The organism is Oecophyllibacter saccharovorans (assembly GCF_006542375.1).
Classification (GTDB): Bacteria; Pseudomonadota; Alphaproteobacteria; order Acetobacterales; family Acetobacteraceae; genus Oecophyllibacter; species Oecophyllibacter saccharovorans.
The window spans coordinates 1,864,743-1,881,826 of the sequence record NZ_CP038143.1 but is presented as its reverse complement, the minus strand read 5'-3'; the positions used below and the strand labels follow the sequence as shown (position 1 = coordinate 1,881,826).

Annotated in this window: 16 protein-coding genes and 2 tRNA genes; 5 read left to right on the top strand and 13 right to left on the bottom strand. The window is 57.3% G+C overall.

The window, feature by feature from the left end:
• The first annotated feature begins 84 nt into the window (after positions 1-84).
• Both E3E11_RS08145 and E3E11_RS08140 read left to right on the top strand, forming a co-directional pair.
• Positions 85-1,257, top strand: a complete 1,173-nt coding sequence (locus E3E11_RS08145) for an AI-2E family transporter (RefSeq protein ID WP_168189231.1) — start codon at positions 85-87, stop codon at positions 1,255-1,257.
• 96 nt (positions 1,258-1,353) lie between these two features.
• Entirely contained in the window at positions 1,354-2,157 is an 804-nt protein-coding gene (locus tag E3E11_RS08140; protein WP_141451948.1) for an SDR family NAD(P)-dependent oxidoreductase, read from the top strand.
• Between the two features lie 102 nt (positions 2,158-2,259).
• Here the strand turns inward: E3E11_RS08140 and E3E11_RS08135 are convergent, their stop codons facing one another.
• The 8 genes from E3E11_RS08135 to gatC form a co-directional block, all read right to left on the bottom strand.
• Positions 2,260-2,943 (bottom strand): glutathione S-transferase family protein, encoded by a 684-nt coding sequence (locus tag E3E11_RS08135; RefSeq protein ID WP_141451947.1) that lies wholly within the window; start codon positions 2,941-2,943, stop codon positions 2,260-2,262.
• 101 nt (positions 2,944-3,044) lie between these two features.
• Positions 3,045-3,827 carry a DNA/RNA non-specific endonuclease gene (locus E3E11_RS08130; protein ID WP_168189230.1) on the bottom strand — a complete coding sequence of 261 codons (783 nt, stop codon included), beginning with the start codon at positions 3,825-3,827 and terminating at the stop codon, positions 3,045-3,047.
• A gap of 443 nt (positions 3,828-4,270) precedes the next feature.
• Positions 4,271-4,969, bottom strand: coding sequence for a hypothetical protein (locus tag E3E11_RS08125; RefSeq protein ID WP_141451945.1), 699 nt, complete (start codon positions 4,967-4,969; stop codon positions 4,271-4,273).
• Positions 4,970-5,197: 228 nt separating this feature from the next.
• Positions 5,198-5,515: a hypothetical protein gene (locus tag E3E11_RS08120; protein WP_141451944.1), complete on the bottom strand. Its 318-nt coding sequence runs from the start codon at positions 5,513-5,515 to the stop codon at positions 5,198-5,200.
• Between the two features lie 699 nt (positions 5,516-6,214).
• A tRNA-Ser gene (locus E3E11_RS08115) sits at positions 6,215-6,306 on the bottom strand.
• Between the two features lie 83 nt (positions 6,307-6,389).
• Complete coding sequence (gatB, locus tag E3E11_RS08110) at positions 6,390-7,850, bottom strand: Asp-tRNA(Asn)/Glu-tRNA(Gln) amidotransferase subunit GatB (protein WP_141451943.1); 1,461 nt, start codon at positions 7,848-7,850, stop codon at positions 6,390-6,392.
• Positions 7,847-9,334 (bottom strand): Asp-tRNA(Asn)/Glu-tRNA(Gln) amidotransferase subunit GatA, encoded by a 1,488-nt coding sequence (gene gatA, locus E3E11_RS08105; RefSeq protein ID WP_141451942.1) that lies wholly within the window; start codon positions 9,332-9,334, stop codon positions 7,847-7,849. The genes gatB and gatA overlap by 4 nt, the downstream gene beginning before the upstream one ends.
• Positions 9,334-9,621: an Asp-tRNA(Asn)/Glu-tRNA(Gln) amidotransferase subunit GatC gene (gene gatC / locus E3E11_RS08100; protein WP_141451941.1), complete on the bottom strand. Its 288-nt coding sequence runs from the start codon at positions 9,619-9,621 to the stop codon at positions 9,334-9,336. Before gatC ends, gatA begins: the two co-directional genes overlap by 1 nt.
• A 77-nt stretch (positions 9,622-9,698) precedes the next feature.
• Between gatC and ruvX the strand changes: the two genes are divergently transcribed.
• Positions 9,699-10,163, top strand: a complete 465-nt coding sequence (ruvX, locus tag E3E11_RS08095; protein ID WP_141451940.1) for a Holliday junction resolvase RuvX — start codon at positions 9,699-9,701, stop codon at positions 10,161-10,163.
• A gap of 51 nt (positions 10,164-10,214) precedes the next feature.
• Here ruvX and E3E11_RS08090 read toward each other — a convergent pair whose 3' ends face one another.
• The 3 genes from E3E11_RS08090 to E3E11_RS08080 form a co-directional block, all read right to left on the bottom strand.
• A complete protein-coding gene (locus E3E11_RS08090) occupies positions 10,215-11,480 on the bottom strand; it encodes a Gfo/Idh/MocA family protein (protein ID WP_141451939.1) in 1,266 nt (421 codons plus the stop codon).
• Positions 11,481-11,571: 91 nt separating this feature from the next.
• Positions 11,572-11,784: a hypothetical protein gene (locus tag E3E11_RS08085; RefSeq protein WP_141451938.1), complete on the bottom strand. Its 213-nt coding sequence runs from the start codon at positions 11,782-11,784 to the stop codon at positions 11,572-11,574.
• A 246-nt stretch (positions 11,785-12,030) separates the two neighbouring features.
• Positions 12,031-12,105 (bottom strand) — tRNA-Val (locus tag E3E11_RS08080).
• A 57-nt stretch (positions 12,106-12,162) separates the two neighbouring features.
• Here E3E11_RS08080 and E3E11_RS08075 point away from each other — a divergent pair.
• Positions 12,163-13,185 (top strand): N-formylglutamate amidohydrolase, encoded by a 1,023-nt coding sequence (locus E3E11_RS08075; RefSeq protein WP_168189229.1) that lies wholly within the window; start codon positions 12,163-12,165, stop codon positions 13,183-13,185.
• On the opposite strand, the gene E3E11_RS08640 is transcribed toward E3E11_RS08075, so the two are convergent.
• Both E3E11_RS08640 and lldD read right to left on the bottom strand, forming a co-directional pair.
• Positions 13,094-14,083: a diacylglycerol/lipid kinase family protein gene (locus E3E11_RS08640; protein ID WP_141451936.1), complete on the bottom strand. Its 990-nt coding sequence runs from the start codon at positions 14,081-14,083 to the stop codon at positions 13,094-13,096. The genes E3E11_RS08075 and E3E11_RS08640 overlap by 92 nt on opposite strands.
• Positions 14,084-14,200: 117 nt before the next feature.
• Positions 14,201-15,346 carry an FMN-dependent L-lactate dehydrogenase LldD gene (gene lldD, locus E3E11_RS08065; protein WP_141451935.1) on the bottom strand — a complete coding sequence of 382 codons (1,146 nt, stop codon included), beginning with the start codon at positions 15,344-15,346 and terminating at the stop codon, positions 14,201-14,203.
• A 677-nt stretch (positions 15,347-16,023) separates the two neighbouring features.
• Here lldD and E3E11_RS08060 point away from each other — a divergent pair.
• Positions 16,024-17,061, top strand: a complete 1,038-nt coding sequence (locus tag E3E11_RS08060; protein ID WP_141452270.1) for a zinc-binding alcohol dehydrogenase family protein — start codon at positions 16,024-16,026, stop codon at positions 17,059-17,061.
• The last annotated feature ends 23 nt before the right edge of the window (positions 17,062-17,084 follow it).

The window sequence follows — 17,084 nt, the reverse complement described above, 5'->3', positions numbered from 1 at the left end:
CCCCGTCCTCGTTGACAGGTTTCCATTTCCGTCTCTTCCGCATTGACGCGAAGCCAAGCATTTGAATTTTCGGGAGTTCCGCGTTTGCCTTCCTCTTCTGCCCCTTCTCCAGACTCTCAACCCCAACCCTCCGCGACGGAACGGCGGCAGAAGAAAGCCAGGTTCTGGCTGTCGCTCTTCATCGTGGCGGCGTCGCTCTACATCCTGTGGTCCTTTCTGGGTGCATTGGCCTGGGCTGGGATCTTTGCCATCTGCGCCTGGCCGCTTTACCGGCGCATGCAGAAATGGTGGCCCCAGAACGGAAAATGGAACAGCACGATCCTGCCGACCCTGGCGACGACGGTCATCACGATCGTCCTCATCGCCCCCTTGTGTTACATCGCCGTCAAGGCGGCGCAGGAAGCGATGGTCGGCCTGCCTTATCTGCAAGAAGTGCTGAAATCCGGCCTACCCATGCCGGACTGGGTGGCGCATGTGCCTGTCATCGGCCACAAGCTGGCGCATTGGTGGCACAACAATCTTGAAACGCCCCATGCGTTGGAGCACCTGCTCTCCACCCTCAATTTCAAGCCTGCCATCAGTGTCACGCAATATGTGGCGATGTCCTTTCTGAACCTGGGCATTGAATTCTCCTTTGCGACCACAGCGCTTTATTTCGTGCTGAAATACGGTGACAGCCTCATCAAGGAACTGAGTGCTCTGACCAACTGCCTGTTCGGCCAGCAGGGAGAGGTGTTTGGCCGCCAGGTCATTGAATCCGTTTATGGCACCCTGATGGGGCTGGTGGTTGTGGGCTTGGGCGAAGGCGCGTTGATCGGCGTTCTTTACATCATGGCCGGCGCTCCCCAGCCCCTCGCCCTGGCTTTCATGACCGGCATCGGCTCGATGATCCCCTTCCTGGGCGGGATCGTGCTTGCGATCTGCTGTCTCATCATCTCCTTTCATTCACTGTGGTGGGGGATCGGCGTGTATATCGGCGGCTATACCATCATGTCCCTGGCCGGGCAGTTCCTTCGGCCGATGCTGGTGGGGGGCAAGACCAACCTTCCCTTCCTGTGGGCGCTGTTCGGCATTCTGGGGGGCATCGCCTGTTTCGGCCTACTGGGGCTCTTCATCGGCCCTGCTGTCATGGCCTGCATGAACAGTCTCTGGCGCTCCTGGATGGCGGATGCGCATGCCACGCTTTCCTTCCAGACCTTCAACCCGGTCAGATCCGCCAGCAGCCCCTCACAGGTGGAGGGATCTTCCTCCTCCTGAAGGGGTTGTTCGACCGGGCGCCACCCTTCATGATGATGGGAATTTCAGCGTTCTTGCACGTCTGAGAGATTTTCATTCTTTCCGGAGGGCTCATCAATGACCCAGGTTCATCCATCCGTCAGCCAGGCTGATTACTGGAATGACAAGGTTGTCTTCATCACCGGCGCCAGCAGCGGGATCGGCCAGGCCTCTGCGCTGGCTTTCGCTCGTCTGGGGGCGCAGCTGATCCTGGTCGGGCGTGCGGAAGCGCCGCTGCTCAAAACGCAGCAGGAGATCGAGGCTGCGGGCGGCAAAAAGCCCCTCTGCATCAGCGGGTGTGATGTCAGCGTGGAAAGCCATGTTGCTGATGCGCTCAAAGAGGTTGAAAGCCGTTTCGGGCGGCTGGACGCGGCTTTCAACAACGCCGGCATGGCGCAGAGTGTCGCTGCAGGCATGGCGGATATTTCAGCTGAAGAATGGAACCGCGTCCTGGACGTCAATCTGCGCGGGGTCTTTTTCTCCATGAAGTATGAGATCCCGCTCATGCTCAAATCGGGCGGCGGGCGCATTGTCAATACTTCTTCCGTGGCCGGAGAGATCGGCTTTGCCGGCGTCAGCGCCTACTGCGCTTCCAAATGGGGCGTGATCGGACTGACAAAGGCCGCCGCGCTGGATTATGCCCGTCACAATGTCTGCATCAACGCCCTCTGCCCGGGCCCTGTGGAAACGCCGCTGCTCGACAAGTTCCTCTCCATGCCGGACGGCCGGGAAAAGATCCTGGCCCATCAGCCGGACGGGCGCGTGGGTCAACCGGGTGAAATGGCTGAAACCGTTGTCAGCATGTGCGCCCCCTGGAACAGCTTCATGACAGGCACCACGGTTACGGTCGATGGCGGCCAGACAGCGGGCATCATCTTCTAAGACCCGGTTCTCAACTGTGTGCCCCTCTCTCGCCTGACCTGGCCCAGGCGGGAGAGACCTCTTCACTCACAGGCTTTCAGTTGCCGGCCCGCTGGCCAGGATTCAGGCCAAGGGGCCTTCGATCTGTTCCTGCAGAAGCACTTCCCGGACGGCGGGAAGGGCATTGATGCGGTCAAGCAGGGCCGCAAGGGCTGGAAAAGCTCTTGGTGGCTGCGGGAGACGCGCTGCCCAGCGGCAGATCATGGCCAGGTAAAGGTCAGCTGCTGACAGTTTCTCGCCCAGCAGATAAGGCCCCTTCTGCTCAAGGGCCTTGGCCAGGATCTGCAGGCAGGCCTCGCAGCGCTTTGCCGCCCCCTGGGCCACAGCTACCTGAGTAGCTGTATTCTCCCCGACCAGACGTTCAGGATGCCTGAAAAGCATGTAGTTGGCCTGAAATGTATTGGTTAGAAAAACCAGCCATTGGTCGTAAAGCGCTCTATCGTCAGGCAAGTCAGGGCAGAGCCCAAGTTCCGGGAAAGCACGTGCCAGCACCATGGTGATGGCCGCTGCCTCGAAAATTTTTGTTTCGTCCGGCAGAATCAGGGTCGGAACGCGCCCGTTAGGGTTAAGGCGCAGATAAGCCGGTGTTTTCTGCTCACCTGCACGCAGATTGAGCAGGGTCAGCTGATAAGGCTGGCCACTCATCTGCAGGATGATGTGGGGCGTCAGCCCCGCAGTGCCTGGAGCGGAAATGAGATGGTACTGGCCCGGAAAATCTTCGAAAACACGAGAGGTGGAATTTTCCACGAGAAAACACCTTTCCCTGATGAGGGTCCTTGCGTCGGAACGACGGGGTTGCAGGATTACCTTACCTTATCTGGTTGCCTCTACGCAGGGTGTGCTGACATTTACTGAAGCAGTCTTTCAAACCAGCTGGCTATTTTCTGTTTCCGGTGTCGGTAAACAGGCCACCTGTCTTCGGTGGTTCGGACGGGCAGCAACGGTAAAGGCACATAATGGTCCCGGATCTGGAGCGGCAACCCGGGAAAGGGATCAATCCCCGTGATACGCTCCAAGCCGTTGACGGGACCCTGAGCGCAATGGGTACGCGTTTCATTGCGGCAGACGACCACGCTCGTTGCCCTTCGGCGGGGATCATAAACCGCTTTCCATATCGAGGAAGGAACGCGCACCCGATCAGGCCCTATGAAGCCACGTGCTTCCCGGAAGGCAGGTCCTGTCACGACATAAAGTTCCCCATCCCTCCAGGCCAGACGCCTGGTTGCAGCTTCGATCTTTTCCCACCTGCCTGAATTCAGGGTTTCATTCTGGGGGATGACATTACTGAGCGTGAAACTCTGCTTTCGTGCCGCCCAGGACGACATGTCGCCGCTTGGTGCCAGATGTCCCCGCCCCCAGCCTGAACGGGCATAGTCATCCAGCTCGGACCGTTCTGTCTCAGGCAGGCGCTTATCGGCGTGAAAACCGTCAGGGCGATGATGCAAGGCCTCGGCCTGTTGCAGCGTTTCTGCTGTCAGATGCTCAGCTGACCAAAGCGGTTCCCGGTCAGACGCTGAATAACCAACGGCGAATTCATCACTGCAAAGCAGCTGGCCGGATTGGGGCAGAAGCTGTCCCGGTCCGAGCCAGCTGCAATTATCCTGCGGGGCCGCCACAGCTGGCGCAGCCATTAAAGCAAAGAGGCCTGCAAGAGAAATTCTGGAGAAAATCCAGTAAACAGACCTCTTCATCCCTATTGAGGAATTGAAGACGTTATTTGCAGCTGCCTCGTTCAGCAAAGGAAATGCATTCAATAGCGTCAATAGACGTGTATACCTTGCGGGCCGGACCGGATTTGGGAGAAATAACCAGATTTTCACCCACGATCTTCAGATCTTCATGTTCCTTGCACACGACAGAATGGTACCCGTTACGGCGCCAGATATTCATCATATCGCTACCTGAAGTCAGGAATTCAGCCAGGATTGCTTTGAAGTCCTCTAATGTCATTGGATCTTCCCTTCAAATTAAGCGCGTTAACGCGACAAGGAGGACTGATTCCTCCCTGAAAGAGCGTAGCGCTTCTCTGAGAAAAGCCACAAGCAGTCCTGGCCGTTTTCCTACCTTTGCCGCCTTACTGTGAAACGCTGACGCTTACCTTGCGGTCACCTGGCTTCAAATGCGCTGAGGCCATGAATTCAGAGGGAACGGGAATATTGTGCTCGCGGACGTAAAAGCGGGTCGCCTCTACGGCCTTGTCTATGCCCAGCAGGGAGATGGGCCAGTCATGTCCGTCAGCCGTGTGAATAATAACGACCTTGTTGGAAGTCAGGGCTTTGACGAAAGGTCCGATCTCTGAAGAGCTCAGGACATGAAAGGGAGAATCATGAAAGCCCAGGGTGTAGCCGCTCGGAAAGGAAAGACTGACAACCTGCGTATCATGTGGCGTTCCCGGCCCGAAGGCGAACAACACGCCTACACTCAAGGTGTGGTCTTTTCCCAGGAAGAGTGAAAGACCAGGGGCCTTCTGCATGCTATCACACCCATAGCGCCCTTCCTGGCTGAGGGCACAATACCAGTTGCCGCCATATTCAAGCAGCTTCGTATGCGTGACACTGTCGATCCAGGCGGGGTCAACGCGGGTGGGATTGATCGGCACGGCCAGCTGCGCCCAGGCGGAAGAAGCCAGCAACACGCCCCCTATTAAAGCGCTTCCCAGCGCCAGCGTGCCTACAGCCCTGAAATTCGGTTTCCACATGATCCGCCCCTCTTCCTCCACCATCAGCCAGCCCTCACCCGGCCCGCCAGCTGAAATATCTCTCTTTTTATTCATATCCCAATCAGCCATGCAGGGATATGGAAGCCTCTATAAAAGACCTGAAAAGAGCTGAGCGCCACATAAAAAACCGTTCTTTCTCTATCAAGCCTATCGGGTAAGGCCGAAAGAGGAAAAACGGTTCAATGTCTTCTTATGGGTCTTCTTGTGGCTGAAGGCAGATCCAGAAGCGGACTTGCAGCGATTCGCCACTATCCTGCTTGAGGTCAGTACAGATCTAGTGAATCATTCGGCGCTCTCTTGGGGACCTTCCATAAGCAGCACGCGTGCTTCCTCCATGATCTCATCAACTTTGGTGAGGAGGAAACTTACCAGGGGATTTTCTTCCGTTATCTCTTCGCCTTTTGTGAGCAGCCCATATCTCAGGCCAGAGGCAAAACCAATGTCGAAGGCCCAGGCAATAACTTCATCTTCTTGCGCCTGATGGCGATTGGACAGGAACTCGTTTGCGCCCTCACTTGCCGTTCTCTTTCCCAAAGCAATGAGCTCCTCCTCTGAATAGGAGGGGGATATGGTAAGGGCTGCAGAGGAATTGGTGCTCATGGCCTCTCTCTGCTTGTCACCGGCCTGACCTTGCTTCCATTCCGGACGAACACTGCGAATTTCGGACGCACCTCGAGCGTTGATAATTTCGCACATTTTGAGAAATCCTTTGGCTTTATTCGGTATTTAAGAGTGCTTAATCATACATTTCATTTACCAATATAATCTCAATAAAAGGTTTATTTTTTATGAATCTTAAAGAAGACTGACTCCTACCCCAGCCCCTAATTCAATCTCTCGCCCTCTTCTCCTGCCACCTCATAGGAAGCAGCCTGCCGTACAGCACGGCTCTAGAGGAAAAGCTGTTTTTACCTCCTGTCCCAATGCAGTCGGTCAATCTATACGTCTGATAAGGTGGCCTATTGAGCGGAAGCACTTGAACGCTGCCAAAAATGTCATCAGACGAGCCTGGGGCAAATACCGGGGGGCTGCAGCTTATCCTGAGGCAGCGATGAAACCGACGACCTTTCTCTACTGCACAGAGGCTTCTGCTTTGATTTACTGCCCTGGACCATTGGGGCATTATTTCCCCAAATAGGAAATTCCACGCCAGAGGAAGGCCGGCCGCCTAAGGCAACCGCTGCTTACCATGAAGGATTTAAGCCACCGTCGGAAAGAGCCTTGAAGAACTACCGGACAAAAAAAAGCGCAGTTTCCTGCGCTTGTTCGGTCGTATTCGAATGTAGGCGGATGGTGCGCTGGCGGAGGGGATGGGATTCGAACCCACGATACGCCTTTCGACGTATAACGATTTAGCAAACCGCCGCCTTCAGCCTCTCGGCCACCCCTCCGCGTCCTACGCGTTTACACGGCGTTTGCAGGAGTGTTCTTAAGGGAAAACCCGCTTAAAGTCAACCTTCAAGAACAGCTATCCTCAGCCGGCAAGGAGCTTTTTGAGGAGCTCATTGACCATGGCCGGGTTGGCTTTTCCTTTCATGGCTTTCATGGTCTGACCCACAAAGAAGCCGAAAAGCTTTTCCTTGCCACCCTTGTATTCGGCCACCTTATCGGCATTGGCTGCCAGAATGTCTGCAATGGCTTTTTCAATGGCGCCGGTATCGGTCACCTGACGCAGCCCCTTGCGGTCCACGATGGCGCTGGCGCTCTCGCCGGTCTCCACCATGTCTTCAAGCACTTCCTTGGCGATTTTCCCGTTGATGGTGGAATCACTGATGAGGCCCAGAAGTTCCCGCAAGCCCTTGGCGGAAACCGGGCTGTCCTCAATGGAACGGCCGGTCCGGTTCAGGGCGGCAAAAAAGTCACCCAGCATCCAGTTGGTAGCCAGGCGCGCGTCTGCATCACGCGCCACTTCCTCGTAAAAATCAGCCACTGCCTGTTCAGCAGCCAGCACCCCGGATTCATAACGGGTCACGCCATACTCGCGCTCCAGGCGCGCCCGCTTTTCTTCGGGTAGCTCCGGCAGGGCGGCCTTGAGTTCATTCACCCATTCCTGTTTCAGGACCAGAGGCAGAAGATCAGGATCGGGGAAATAGCGGTAATCATGCGCGTCTTCCTTGTTGCGCAGGGAGCGCGTCTCGGCTTTTGCGTGATCGAACAGGCGGGTTTCCTGGTCCACAGTGCCGCCTGCTTCCCAGATCTCCACCTGGCGCTGTGCTTCCACCTCGATGGCCTGCATCACGAAACGGATGGAATTCACGTTCTTGATTTCACAGCGGGTGCGGAACCCTTCCTCACCGGGTTTGCGGACAGACACATTCACATCCGCCCGCATGGAGCCTTCTTCCATGTTGCCGTCGCAGGTGCCGAGATAGCGCAGGATCTGTCGCAGCTTGCGCAGATAGGCCCCTGCTTCTTCAGGTGAGCGGATATCAGGCTCGCTCACGATCTCCATCAGCGCCACACCGGCCCGGTTCAGGTCGATGAACGAGCGTGTCGGGTCCTGGTCATGGAGGGACTTGCCGGCATCCTGCTCCATGTGCAGGCGGGTGATGCCCACCCTGCCCGTGCTGCCGTCAGGCAGTTCGGTCTCGACCACCCCTTCCCCCACGATGGGATGGGCAAACTGGCTGATCTGATAGCCGGTCGGCAGGTCAGCGTAGAAATAGTTCTTCCGGTCGAAACGGCTGAACAGGTTGATCTTCGCCTTCAGCCCCAGCCCCGTGCGCACGGCCTGGGCCACGCATTCCTCATTCAGCGTAGGCAGCATGCCGGGAAAGCCTGCATCAATCAGGCTGACATGTGTGTTGGGCTCAGCGCCGTATTCGGCTGAAGCGCCTGAAAAGAGCTTTGACCGGCTGACGATCTGGGCATGCACCTCAAGGCCGACAACGATTTCCCATTCACCCGTCTCACCGGTAATTCGATAGCTGCTCATGCTGCACCTCCCGCATGCAGGGTGGGACGATGGGTGAAATTGGCCGCCTGTTCCAGAACATGGCCGGCTGCCAGGAGGGTTTCCTCTTCAAAGTCCCGCCCGATCAGCTGCAGCCCCAATGGAACGCCGCGGCTGTTCAGCCCCGCAGGCACTGAAAGGGCCGGCACACCGGCCAGGCTGGCAGGAACCGTGAAAACGTCATTCAGATAGACCTGGATGGGATCTGTGGGCTTTTCGTCCCAGCCGAACGCCCCGGAAGGCGCGGTCGGGGTCAGCAGCACGTCCACCTTCTCAAACGCCTTCTGGAAATCCTGACGCAGAAGCGTACGCACTTTCTGGGCCCGCAGGTAATAGGCGTCATAATAGCCCGAAGACAGCACGTAAGTGCCCAGCAGGATACGCCGCTTCACCTCATCGCCGAAGCCGGCAGCGCGCGTGGCTTCATACATGCCGTCCAGCGTGTCGCGCGTCTGGCGCTCGCCAAACCTGACGCCGTCATAGCGTGCCAGGTTGGAAGACGCTTCCGCCAGCGCCACGATGTAATAGGTCGGCAGGCCGTAACGGGTATGTGGCAGGGAGACATCGACGATTTCCGCCCCGGCCTCTTTCAGCCAGGCGATGCCCTGCTCCCACAGCGCGTCAATCTCCGGGTCCAGCCCGGCCAGGCGATATTCCCTGGGAATACCCACCCGCATGCCTTTGACCCCGCGCCCGAGGGCCGCTTCGTAGTCCGGCACCGGCACGTCCACGCTGGTGGCATCCTTGGGGTCGAAACCGGCCATGGATTCCAGCATGATGGCGCAATCCTGCAGGGTGCGCGCCATGGGGCCGGCCTGGTCCAGGGAGCTTGCGAAAGCCACCGTTCCGAAACGCGAGCATCTTCCATAAGTCGGCTTGATGCCGGCAATGCCGCAGAAGGCGGCGGGCTGGCGGATCGAGCCGCCTGTATCCGTGCCGGTCGCCCCCAGCACCAAGCCAGCCGCGACAGCAGCGCCGGAGCCGCCTGAAGAGCCGCCCGGTACCAGGCGCGCGTCTGAATCGCTGTATTTCCAGGGGTTTTCCACCCCGCCGAAAGCTGAGGTCAGGTTGGTCGAGCCCATCGCGAATTCATCGAGATTGAGCTTGCCCAGGAATACCCCGCCATCTTTCTGCAGGTTGGCTGTCACGGTGCTTTCGTAAGGCGGAATGAAATTGCTCAGGATGCGGCTGGCGGCAGTCGTGCGCGTGCCCTTGGTGGCGAACAGGTCCTTGATGCCCAGAGGAATGCCGCACAGCTTTCCCCCTTCTCCGCGAGCCAGGGCTTCATCGGCGCGCCGGGCCTGCTCGCGCGCCAGCTCAGGCGTACGGGTAATGAAACTGTTGAGACGATCGTCGAGCTTTTCGATCGCCTCAAGATGGGCTTCGGTCAGTTCAAGGGCGGAAATCTCACGCGCTTTCAGCGCATCGCGCGCCGAAGCCAGGGTAAAATCATGCAGCTCAGCCATTATTCCACCACCTTCGGCACAGTGAAGAAGGGCCCGACCCGATCGGGCGCGTTGGACAGCACGGCTTCACGGCAATCGCCATCCGTTACCATATCCTGCCGCAGGTGGGGCTGCGCCAGCCCGGTTCCGACCATGGGCGGCACATCTTCAACATTCACCTCGTTCAGCTGGTCCACCCAGCCGAGGATGCCTTCCATCTGTCCCTGAATGGTGGCCACTTCGTCATCTTCAAGGCCGATCCGGGCCAGTCTGGCGATCCGCGCCACCGTTTTCGCATCAAGCGACATGACTCATCCTGCGAATGAAATTAAAGAAAAAATTCAGGCTAGCATTCAAACTCGGGATGGGATCATAACGCTGGGACATGACTCTGTTCAATCCAAAGGAGCTTCGCGCTCTGCTTAAACCTGCCGACCGCGTCCTGGGTCTGGACCCCGGCAGCCGCCAGATCGGGGTCGCCCTGTCTGATGTTTCCCTCATGCTGGCCAGCCCGCTGACTGTCCTCAAGCGCGGCAAGATGGCCGTCAATGTCAAGGAGCTTGCCGCGCTCTGCACGCAGTTCCAGATCGGCGCGCTGGTTGTGGGGCTGCCCATGTCGCTGGATGGCAGTTTCGGCCCCGCAGCCAGGGCGGCTTCAGACTGGGCCAAGGATATCTCCGACCGTCTGGAATGCCCCGCCGCCATGTGGGATGAGCGCCTTTCCTCAAGTGCCGTCAATCGTTTCCTGATCCAGGAAGCGGACATGACGCGCAAACGCCGCCATGAAGTCGTGGACAAGATGGCGGCTGCCTACACCCTGCAGGGCTGGCTGGACGCCACCGCTTCCTGAGCGGAACCACGCCCTGCCCTTGAAAGGGGCAGGCGCGGCGCCAAAGTGACCTCAAAGGCTTTTGCGCCAGTCAGCCCACTGGCTGGTATTGACCGGCTGGCCGGTATGGGCTGATTCATACATTGCCGTGATAAGCCGCATGTCCTGCAGCCCTTCCTGGCCGCTGGCACGCACAGGCGGTTGCTGCCGGGCCACGCATTCCGCCAGGTAATCAAGTTCGGCCGAGAACTGGTTGAGCGCAGGCAGCGTGAACTGGGGGGTGCCCCATGATTGCGTGGCATCTCCCGAGATGAGACTGACGCGATTGGCCCAGTAACTGGTGGCCGGATCCATCAGGAGCCCTCCTTTGTCCCCCAGGACGCGGAAAGTCGAAGCGTCTTTGATGGTGTAGGAGGACGACCCATGCGCCACTGCACCGGACTTGTAGAGCAGGGTCCAGGCGACCGTATCTTCAACGCTGGAAAAAAGCGGGTCTTTGTTGGGCAGAATGCAGGCCTGAACCTGCACCGGATCCTCATCAAGCAGGTAGCGCGTGCCATTCACGCCATAAAGCCCCAGATTGATCAGCGACCCTCCGCCTGAAAGCGAGCGGTCGAAACGCCAGCTATGCGCCACCTCGGAGAGCGGAACGTTGATGTCGCTGTTATCGGTCGTGACCACCTGTCTCGCCCCCACAGCGCCGCCATTCAGCATGGCCACGGCTTTCAGCGTGAGGGGATCGAAATGGCAGCGATAGCCCATCATCAGATATTTGCGGGCGCGCTTGCTGGCAGCCAGCATGAGCTGGCAGTCGCCCACAGATGTCGCCATGGGGGTTTCGCACAAGACATGCTTGCCGGCCTTGAAGGCACGCACTGTCATGGCGCTGTGCAGGGCGGTCGGCAGGAGAATATAGACCGCATCCACTTCCGGGTCCCGGGCGATGCTGTCAAAATTCTCATAGGAATAGATATGGCCCGGCCCGATGCCGTATTCAGCCCCGATACGCCGCGCCTTGACCGGGTCCCCACTGACCAGTGCGGTCAGTCTGGCATAACGGCATTCCGCGAAAGCCGGGAGAATCTGGTGAAGGGCATAATTTCCCAGCCCCACGATGGCATAACCGAATTTCCGCTGGTCTTTCGGCTGTGTCTGCCCTCCATCCCGGTGGGTACGGAGGTCCGGCGCAGCGGCTTTCGCCGAGCTGGAAGCAATAAGCTCTCCACCGACCCCGGCTATGAGGCCACCCCCTATTCCACCCAGAACCTGCCTTCGGGAAACACCCCTGCCTGTATCAGAATTTTGAAAAGTAACGGGTTTTGCGGAACGGTCAGTCATGCTCTGGGGTCCTTCAACCAATGGCGGAGGTGGCGCCACACCGGTCCAGCCGGCAGAAAGGGAATGACTCTAGAAGCCCGGACGCATGCCTTCAAGTCGAGCGGGATTCCGTTTCAAAAACATCCAGCATAATCTGAAAAAAACTGGCCGAATTCACACCCTGCGGGGTATCGGCTGAAAGCATGATCTCGGATTGAATCCGCTTGATCACCGTGGGATCCCCTTCACTCAGGATCAGGAAAACACGCGCAAGGAAACTTGCCAGAACCTTGCGATCGATCTCTTCAGCCAGAATTCCTGACAAGGAACATCTCCTTTTTATTCTTTCTAATCACATGGAATTCATTTTTATGATTACAGGACTATTCATAGGTTATCACAAAAATTATTCTTTTCTTTAAGATGTTCCAATTACAGAGATTGAATTAATATTATATTTTGTTATAAGAATAATATAGTGCTTCCGTTAAACAAAATTTATAACCTTCAAAGCCTCTTTTTGAAACTTTAAAAGCTTGTATTTGCTCGCATTTTTCTTGCTAAAAACAGATGGTGGGCGCAACAGGGATTGAACCTGTGACCCCTACCATGTCAAGGTAGTGCTCTACCGCTGAGCTATGCGCCCCTGCCATCTGGTGGAAGATTATTTACCCGAGCGCGAAAGATGTGGCAAGTCATCCCGGTGAAAAAATCCACCGCCCCTCCTTTTTCCGAACATTTCCCCACTGGGCTGCAAAACTGGCCCCAGGATACGCGGCGCTTTGATCATTTTCTCAAAGCATACCCAGATATTCTGGGAGGGCAGAAAGGAAATTCCGCCCATCTGTCACCGTGTCTTCTGTCATCCCCTCATTCGGGGCGTGATTACCTCAGCAGCTTTCTGAGCACGGCTCAACTGCCTCTTTACGCGCTGCAGCATATGGAAGACCGGTTTGTCGATGACCTGGTCGCCGAGCTTCCCGGCTATGGGATGAGCCTGCTGCATGCGCGTTTTCCCCGCAGCTATTGCGACCCGAACCGTAACTGGCGTGAGCTGGACCCCAACATGTTCCGTCCCTCTCTTGATCCCGACTTCGTTGCTGAGGCGCTGACATGGAGCGAGCGTGTTGCCGCAGGTTTCGGTGTGGTGCCTCGCTGCGTGCAGGTCGGTCGCCCGATCTACCGCCACTGCCTCGAACCGGACGACGCTTTTCATCGGCTGAACCATTACTGGCACCCCTATCATCAGGCGCTCCAAGCCCTGCAGCAGGAAATAACAGAAATTTTCGGCCTGTCAGTGCTGCTGGATATGCACTCAATGCCTCCTTCTCCCCAATATGCAGACGCTGACATTATCCTTGGCGATGCTTTCGGCCAGAGCTGCGCGCCCGAATTGGCTGACAAGGTGGAAGCTTTCTTTCAGCAGGCCGGATATCGCGTCCGCCGCAACCGCCCTTACTCCGGCGGCTACATCACCCGCGCTTATGGCCAGCCGGATCAGGGGCGCCATGCGCTGCAGATCGAAATCAGCCGCAAGCTTTATCTCAACCCAACCACGCTGGCACCGAGTTCCCGCTACAGCGCCCTGAAAGAAACTCTTACCACCCTCCTGGCCCAGATAGGCCAATGGACGCTCAGCTCTGCTGCAAATGAGGCTTTGCGTCCCGCCGTCTGCGCGGCCGGGCTTCAGGTGCAGCCACAGACAAGGCAGAAGGCGTATTCGTGATCCGGCAGGGGGTAAAGTTCCGGCTGTCTCCATCACTTTGAAGCGGAACGCCCGGTTGAGGAAAAACAATTTCCTCAGCCAGGATTTTCTCCACTCCTGCAGGGCCCCCATCACCCCGCAGAAGGCTGAAAACCAGACGTAATATATCCCAGCGCTCGCCCTGCAGCAGAAGCACGGTAAACTTCCTGCTCTGCGGGGCCTGCCCAGTCACCAGACGAAACGGGCCGCCATAAAGACCACCTTTGGTGACGATCGCGGAAGTGGCTCTGTAGGACTGGCCATCGCAAACCACTTCAAAGGGGCGAAAAGAGAACTGCTTCCAGCTGGAGCCGGCTGAGATGAGATAAGCCAACGCCCCCCAACGCGCTTTCAGGACAGTGGAAACATTGTGCACACAATGAGCATCAAAACCTGCGCCGACCATCTGGAGGAATATTTCGGTCTGTTCCGGCGGAGAGTGAGGGGCCGCTTTCCAGCTGCCTGTTTCCTGGCAGTACTGTATCAGCCCCGGCCAGACGTTCACACGCTGTCCTGAAATCAGAAGCCGGGCATTGGCTTGAGGCGCAAAAGGCACGTGCAGTTCACGCGCAAAGACATTCGCCGTGCCCAGGGGCCAAATCCCCAACCGGATTTTCCGGGTCGGCGTATGCGTGCCAGCCAGGACAAATCCCCGTGCAACTTCTGCCACAGTGCCGTCACCCCCGGCAGCTACGATACAACCGTATTTCCCGGAGCAAAGCGCCCGATATGTCAGAGTCGTTGCATGACCGGCATGTTCCGTCATCCGGAGTTCAACTGAAGCTCCGGTCTGGCGAAGGGCAGCCAGGAACCGTTCCAACCGGTCTCTGCGCCGCCTGCCGGCTCGGGGGTTGAGAAGAATGAGAAAACGTTCCGTCATTACGGAGATATCTTAGAACATTTTCTGGATTCTTCTGCCGATCAGCCACCCAAGGGCATGAAGGCCATCTCGTCGGCCCGGACATGACTGAAAACGTCCGGGCCGCGGAAGGGCAGCTTATTCCTTGTCCAGACGGGCCAGACAGGCAGGTGTGATGGAGGCGATGTTGGACACCCCGATCAGGGTCATCGTGACTTCCATTTCACGCCGCATGAGCTCCAGCAGATGGGTAACCCCCTTGCCGCCTGCAGCCCCCAGCGCATAGACCCAGGCCCGGCCCAGCAGGGCCATGTCCGCACCGGCCGCCAGAACGCGTACCACATCCAGCCCGGTGCGAATGCCAGAATCCACCAGGATGGCCAGCTCTCCCTTGACCGCATCGGCGATGACCGGCAGCGCCTTGGCGGTTGAGAGGGCGCCGTCCAGCTGGCGCCCGCCGTGGTTGGAGACAACGATTCCGTCAGCCCCGAAGCGCACGGCATCACGGGCATCATCCGGGTCCAGGATGCCCTTGATCACCATGGAACCTTTCCAGAAATCGCGGATCCACTGCAGGTCTTTCCAGGAGATGGAAGGATCGAAGTTTTTGGCCAGCCAGCCGACATAGTCTTCAAGCTTCGTTTTCTTGCCGAAATATGTCGAGACGTTCCCAAGATCATGGGGACGGCCGAAAATACCCACATCCAGCGCCCAGCGCGGATGAACCATGGCCTGGGCAATGCGGCGGATCGGCGCGTAGGGGCCTGACATGCCGGAATGGGCATCACGGTAGCGCGAGCCCGGCAGGGGCATATCCACCGTGAAGATCAGGGTGCGGATACCCACAGCCCAGGCGCGTTCCAGAACATTCTTCATGAAGGCACGGTCACGCAGCACGTAGAGCTGAAACCAGATCGGCTTTGGGCAGGCGCGCTGCACTTCCTCAATGGGACACACCGAGACGGATGAAAGGGTGAACGGCACGCCCTGTCCTTCCGCAGCGCGGGCTGCCTGGACTTCACCGCGCCGTGCATACATGCCGGCCAGCCCGACCGGTCCCAGCCCGATCGGCATCGAAAAAGTCTGGTCAAGCAGAGAAACCGACAGATCAATGTCGCCCACCCCCTGCAATACCCTCTGGCGCAGGGCCAGATTCCGAAGGTCTGTCTGGTTATGGCGCATGGTTTCCTCATCCCCTGCTCCGCCATCAATGTAATGGAACAGGAAAGGAGGAAGCCTGCGCCGGGCGGCTTCACGGTAATCTCTGGCTGATGAAATAATCATGGGACTGAGGCCTCTGAAATAGAAGAATCTTCCGGGCTCAAGTATCCGTACCAGAACCCTGCGAAAGGTTAGCCATCAGTAACCTTCTGTCTATCTGATACCAGCGCATTGCTCACATGCAATCAGGACAGGGTAATAGTGTTATCCGCTGCCAAATCCCTCTTTCTTCCTTGTCTGCCGCCCTTAATATTATCCGGCTGAACAGAAAATTCCGGTTTCACACACCTTTCAGAAAATGGATATTTTTTAATCTTCACAACCATTTTACTGCCTGTGGCAAAGCAGAATCAAAATGGCACCGCTGATCATAAGAGGCTTTTGAAAACCTCTGCCTCCCTGCTCAGGTGTTTACAGGCTTCGAGGGACTTTCAGAAAAGCAGGAATAATAAAATTCAACCTGGGTTTTCAAAATAACTTCTCAGAGTTGATTTGCAGAAATGGCCTTTTCCCAAGGTTTTTTCAGGTATCGTTTTTGTACCCAACCCACAAACAGGGTCCTCTCTGACCATAATGTGCGTAATTGCAGACTGATTTTAACGTTCTCTAATCATCCTGGCGATTGAGGGGAAATCTTCTCAATCACTTTGTCTTTCTGCCACCAGCTGTCGTTGCAGAAAGCCCATTGAGGAAATGTGAAAGAGAACGCCATGCCAGAGAGCACCCAAATCCCCAAAACCATGCATGCCGTCGGCTTCAGGAAAGCAGGGCCGATTTCTGCACCTGATTCCCTCATTGATTTTGAAACATCTGTACCGGAACCCGGCCCGCATGACCTGCTGGTGCAGATCAAGGCCATTTCCGTCAATCCTGCCGATACGAAAGTGCGCGCCAATGCCATGCCGCCCGAAGGCCAGACGCGCATTCCTGGTTGGGACGCGGCAGGCATTGTCGTGAAAGCAGGATCAGAAACCAGCCTTTTCCGCCCCGGTGACGAAGTCTATTTTGCCGGCGATATCAGCCGCCCCGGTACATATGCCGATTATACACTGGTGGATGAACGCATCACCGGCCACAAGCCGAAATCCCTCACCTGGGCGCAGGCCGCCTCCATTCCGCTTACAGCGCTCACGGCATGGGAAGGACTTTTCGACCGGTTGAAGATAGTGCCGAAGTCCTCTGGTGCTTCAACCCCGCAGCCTTCCGAGCACCCGGAAGCCTTGCTGGTTATCGGCGGCGCCGGGGGCGTTGGATCAATCATCATTCAGCTGGCGCGCGCACTTACCGATCTTACCGTCATTGCCACCGCTTCCAGGCCTGAAACCGCTCAGTGGGCAACCCGCATGGGGGCGCAGCATGTCATCGACCATCATGCATCTCTCGTTGACCAGCTTTCCTGCCTGTCCGTCCCAGCGCCGCGTTACGTGTATTCCACCAATCAGACGGACAAGCATCTGGCGGCCATTGCCGAACTGATCGCCCCTGAAGGCAGCCTCGTTCTGATCGACGACCCGGCCACGCTCAACGTCGTGCCTTTCAAGCGCAAAAGTGTCGGCATTCACTGGGAGTTCATGTTCACCCGGCCGCTGTTTCACACAGCTGACATGCGTGACCAGGGCCGGATTCTGAACCGCGTTTCAGAGATGCTCGACAACCACGAGCTCAAACCCACCGACCATCTTCACATGGAAGGCGTCACTGCCGAAAACCTCAGGCAGGCCCAGGAAATACTCGAAAGCGGCAAGGCGATCGGGAAAATCGTTCTTACCAATTCTTAAGCCCTGCTAGCCCCGCTTCTGCC

Coding starts and splice junctions, on each gene's coding strand:
- gatC (WP_141451941.1), bottom strand. CDS start 9,621: ATGTCGCTTGATGCGAAAACGGTGGCGCGGATCGCCAGACTGGCCCGG.
- E3E11_RS08060 (WP_141452270.1), top strand. CDS start 16,024: ATGCATGCCGTCGGCTTCAGGAAAGCAGGGCCGATTTCTGCACCTGAT.
- lldD (WP_141451935.1), bottom strand. CDS start 15,346: ATGATTATTTCATCAGCCAGAGATTACCGTGAAGCCGCCCGGCGCAGG.
- E3E11_RS08090 (WP_141451939.1), bottom strand. CDS start 11,480: ATGACTGACCGTTCCGCAAAACCCGTTACTTTTCAAAATTCTGATACA.
- E3E11_RS08125 (WP_141451945.1), bottom strand. CDS start 4,969: ATGAATAAAAAGAGAGATATTTCAGCTGGCGGGCCGGGTGAGGGCTGG.
- gatB (WP_141451943.1), bottom strand. CDS start 7,850: ATGAGCAGCTATCGAATTACCGGTGAGACGGGTGAATGGGAAATCGTT.
- gatA (WP_141451942.1), bottom strand. CDS start 9,334: ATGGCTGAGCTGCATGATTTTACCCTGGCTTCGGCGCGCGATGCGCTG.
- E3E11_RS08140 (WP_141451948.1), top strand. CDS start 1,354: ATGACCCAGGTTCATCCATCCGTCAGCCAGGCTGATTACTGGAATGAC.
- ruvX (WP_141451940.1), top strand. CDS start 9,699: ATGACTCTGTTCAATCCAAAGGAGCTTCGCGCTCTGCTTAAACCTGCC.
- E3E11_RS08130 (WP_168189230.1), bottom strand. CDS start 3,827: ATGGCTGCGCCAGCTGTGGCGGCCCCGCAGGATAATTGCAGCTGGCTC.
- E3E11_RS08640 (WP_141451936.1), bottom strand. CDS start 14,083: ATGACGGAACGTTTTCTCATTCTTCTCAACCCCCGAGCCGGCAGGCGG.
- E3E11_RS08120 (WP_141451944.1), bottom strand. CDS start 5,515: ATGAGCACCAATTCCTCTGCAGCCCTTACCATATCCCCCTCCTATTCA.